The following is a 1,291-nucleotide window of genomic DNA, read 5'->3' as shown; positions in this document are numbered from 1 at the left end:
TGACCTTGCCCCTGAAAAACGTATCCCTTGCCAGGTGCCTCAATAGCCGCAAGGATACGACATGACTAAGCTCAAGACAGACCGCGTTAAATACACCCTCGAGTTCAAGCTTGAGGCCGTGCGACTGGTTGATACAGGCCTGACGCTTGCTGCCGCTGCCCGCTCTCTGGGTATATCCGACCAGACCTTGTTCAACTGGGTCAAGGCGCATCGCCAAGGCAGGCTGACCGGCGCTGACATCAAGCCTGTCACTCCTGAGCAGATGGAGATAAGCCGTCTACGAGCCGAGCTGGCACGCGTCAAGATGGAGCGCGACATTCTGGAAAAGGCGACGGCGTACTTCGCAAAAGCATCCAGCTGAAGTACGCGTTCATTTTTACTCATCGCCGTCTCTGGCCTATCGGTGTGCAGTGCCGGGTGCTGGGCGTCAGTGCGACCGGCTTTCATTGCCACCAAGCTCGCTGTGCAGTTAATTGCCCTCAACGAGGTTTAAGCGACGCGGCCTTACTCGTCCACATCCGCGCCATTCATGCCCGCAGTCGTGGCAGCTACGGCTGGCCTCGTATCTGGCGGGGTTTACTGGCCGATGGGGTCCGTGTCGGCAAGGAGCGTGTGCAGAAGCTGATGCAGCTCCACGGTATTTGCGGCAAGGGCAAACGACGTTTCAAAGTGACCACTGATAGCGCTCATGACTTACCCATTTCGGAGAACCTGCTGGATCGCCAGTTCGCCGTGATGGAGCCTGACAAGGCTTGGGTGGGCGACATCACCTACATCCCGACAGATGAGGGCTGGCTGTTTCTGGCGGTAGTGGTAGACCTGTTCAGCCGCCAGATCGTGGGCTGGTCGATGGACGAGCGAATGAAAAGCAGCTTGGTGATTGATGCGTTGCGCATGGCCTGGTTCAAGCGTCATCCACAGAAGTCCTCAGGACTGCTGTTCCATAGTGATCGGGGGAGCCAGTACGCCAGCTTTGATTTTCGTCATGTCCTTCAGGGCTACGGGATTGTCAGCTCGATGAGTCGACGGGGAAATTGCTGGGATAACGCGTGCAGCGAGACCGTGTTCGGCTCGCTGAAGGTGGAGCGTCTGCATGGTTTGAGATTCAAAACACGACGTGCAGCCAAGGACGAGGTTATTAACTGGCTGCTGTGGTACAACCAAGAGCGCCTGCACTCGACGCTGCATTACGTAAGTCCGATGCAATACGAGCAGAACTGGCAAAGGCAACAACCCTAGATACTCGACCCCGACGCCGGGTTAAGGGATACGTTTCTCGGGGGCAAGGTCA

At 56.9% G+C, this 1,291-nt stretch carries 1 protein-coding gene; it reads left to right on the top strand.

Annotation, left to right across the window (positions count from 1 at the left end):
* Positions 1 to 61: 61 nt before the first annotated feature.
* A protein-coding gene (locus RGM3321_RS00245; protein WP_244391042.1) for an IS3 family transposase occupies positions 62 to 1,239 on the top strand; the annotation gives its coding sequence in 2 pieces (ribosomal slippage) (positions 62 to 332 and positions 332 to 1,239; 1,179 coding nt in all).
* Positions 1,240 to 1,291: the final 52 nt, after the last annotated feature.

It is taken from the genome of Pseudomonas sp. RGM 3321 (genome assembly GCF_022836805.1).
Lineage (GTDB): Bacteria > Pseudomonadota > Gammaproteobacteria > Pseudomonadales > Pseudomonadaceae > Aquipseudomonas.
This window is presented reverse-complemented; position numbering and strand designations above follow the sequence as displayed.